The organism is Streptomyces recifensis (assembly GCF_002154615.1).
In the GTDB taxonomy this organism is placed as follows: domain Bacteria; phylum Actinomycetota; class Actinomycetes; order Streptomycetales; family Streptomycetaceae; genus Streptomyces; species Streptomyces griseoluteus.
Window position 1 is genome coordinate 1 of record NZ_MUNH01000601.1, and the last position, 2,168, is coordinate 2,168.

Annotated in this window: 2 protein-coding genes; both read right to left on the bottom strand. The window is 69.0% G+C overall.

Annotated elements, in window-relative coordinates; all coding sequences use genetic code 11:
* On the bottom strand, positions 1-1,344 hold a 1,344-nt coding region (locus CCN33_RS26860), incomplete at its 3' end, for an alpha-amylase (RefSeq protein WP_086696032.1).
* Positions 1,345-1,502: 158 nt separating this feature from the next.
* Positions 1,503-2,168, bottom strand: a 666-nt coding sequence (locus CCN33_RS26865) for an alpha-amylase family glycosyl hydrolase (RefSeq protein ID WP_140394694.1), incomplete at its 5' end; no start/stop codon positions are given.

Here is a 2,168-nt window from a genome sequence, read left to right on the forward strand (position 1 = left end):
CGCGGTGTTGGCGCCGAGGGTCGCGGTGAACTGACCGCTGGAGTTCACCGACACCGCGGTGTTGTTCTGCACGTTGCAGTACGTGCCCGCGGCCAGCGAGGTCTGGTAGGTGCGGGAGAGCGAGGAGGACTCGTGGTTGATGGCCACGAACCCCTTGTTCCCGCGCCCGAAGGCGATGGCGTCGTTGCCGTTGTCCCACCAGTTGGAGACGGCCTGGCCGCGGGTGGCGTTGCGGAAGGCGACCATGGACTTGATCTCCGGCCAGGCGTGCTGGCACTTCCAGCCGTCCTGCCAGCAGGCGTTGACCTTGCCCCCGTTGGGCGGCCCGGCGTCCGCGTCGGACCACTCGTAGCCGGAGTTGATGTCCGGTGCGCCGTAGGGGTAGGCCAGCATGAAGACGTTGGCCAGCGTGTAGTTGGCGCCGTCCTTGTAGTTGAGGGTGCTGCCGTTGCGCTCGGTGTCGTGGTTGTCGACGAAGACCCCGGCGACCGAGCTGCTCATGTACCCCCAGCCCTCGCCGTAGTTCTTCAGGTAGGCGAGGTTCTCGTTGTTGAACACCCGCTTGAGGTCGTAGGCGTAGCGGAACTCCTGGACGTCGCCGTTGCCCGTGTACTCGGTGGGCTGGACGGCCTCGCCCGCACCGTAGATGACCTCCTGCTTCCAGTACACGGACGGGTTGGTCAGCCGGGACTTGATGTTGGCCAGGTCCGCCGTGTCGATGTGCTTGGCCGCGTCGATGCGGAAGCCGTCGACACCGAGCGAGAGCAGGTCGTTCATGTACCCGGCGATGGCCTTGCGGACGTAGTCCTCGCCGGTGTCCAGGTCGGCCAGGCCCACCAGTTCGCAGTGCTGGACGTTGTAGCGGTCCTGGTAGTTGCTGACCTGCGCGGTGCAGTCGTCGAAGTCGGGCGAGGAGTACAGGCCCGGGTAGTTGTACTTGCTGTACGACGAGCCGCCGGTGCCGGTGCCGCTGCCCGCGGACATGTGGTTGACCACCGTGTCGGTGACGACCTTCACCCCGGCCGAGTGACACGTGTCCACCATGCTCTTGAAGGCCGCCCGGTCACCGAGCCGGCCCGCGATCCTGTACGAGACGGGTTGGTACGAGGTCCACCACTGGGAACCCTGTATGTGCTCGGCGGGCGGGGAGACCTGCACGTAGCCGTACCCGGCCGGGCCGAGCGTGGTGGTGCACTCCCGGGCGACCGAGGCGAAGTTCCACTCGAAGAGGACGGCGGTGACGTCCTTGGTGCCGGGCGGGGACGCCTGCGCGATAGTCGGGTACATGCCAACCGAGGCCGCTGCCGCGAGGGCGAGCGCCACGGTGAGGGTTCTGCGTGCCATGTGGGGGTTCCTTCGTCGTTGAAGGCTGTTGCCGCAGGACTGGATGCCCTTGCTGAAATGTTTCAGCAAACTTGCGGTGACACGGATGTTAAAGGCCCGCTGCCTGAAAAGGCAGCGGGCCGTGGCAAGTTGATGCAAGAACTTTCAGAGAGAGGCGGTCAGGCCGTGGTCCACCAGACCGTGGTGTCGGCCGGGACCTCAGTCCCGGCGGCACTCTCGGCGATCTCCCCGCTGGCGAGCAGCACCCGCCCGTACGACGGGACGGTGACCGGCGCGCCGGTGGTGTTGGCGACACAGGTGAAGTCCCCGCGCCGGAAGGCGAGTACGCCCTCGGGGGCGGGCAGCCACTCGACGCCCGTGCCCGCGCCGAGCGCGGGCTGCTCGCGGCGGGCGGACAGCGCGGCCCGGTACAGCTCCAGCGTCGAACCGGCCACGCCGGTCTGCGCCTCCACGCTCAGCTCACCCCAGCCCGCCGGCTGCGGCAGCCAGCTGCCCCCGCCGCCGAAGCCGTACGAGGAGCCCTCGCGGGTCCAGGGGATCGGCACCCGGCAGCCGTCGCGGAAGCCGTCCTGGCCCGCGCCCCGGAAGTAGGCGGGGTCCTGGCGCACCTCGTCGGGCAGGTCGACCACGTCGGGCAGGCCGAGCTCCTCGCCCTGGTAGACGTAGGCGGAGCCGGGCAGCGCCAGCATCAGCAGGGTGGCGGCGCGGGCCCGGCGCAGACCGAGGGCGCGGTCCCCTGCGGTGCGGATCTGGGTCCCGAGGCCGGGTGGGTTGGCGAAGCGGGTGGCGTGCCGGGTGACGTCGTGGTTGGAGAGCACCCAGGT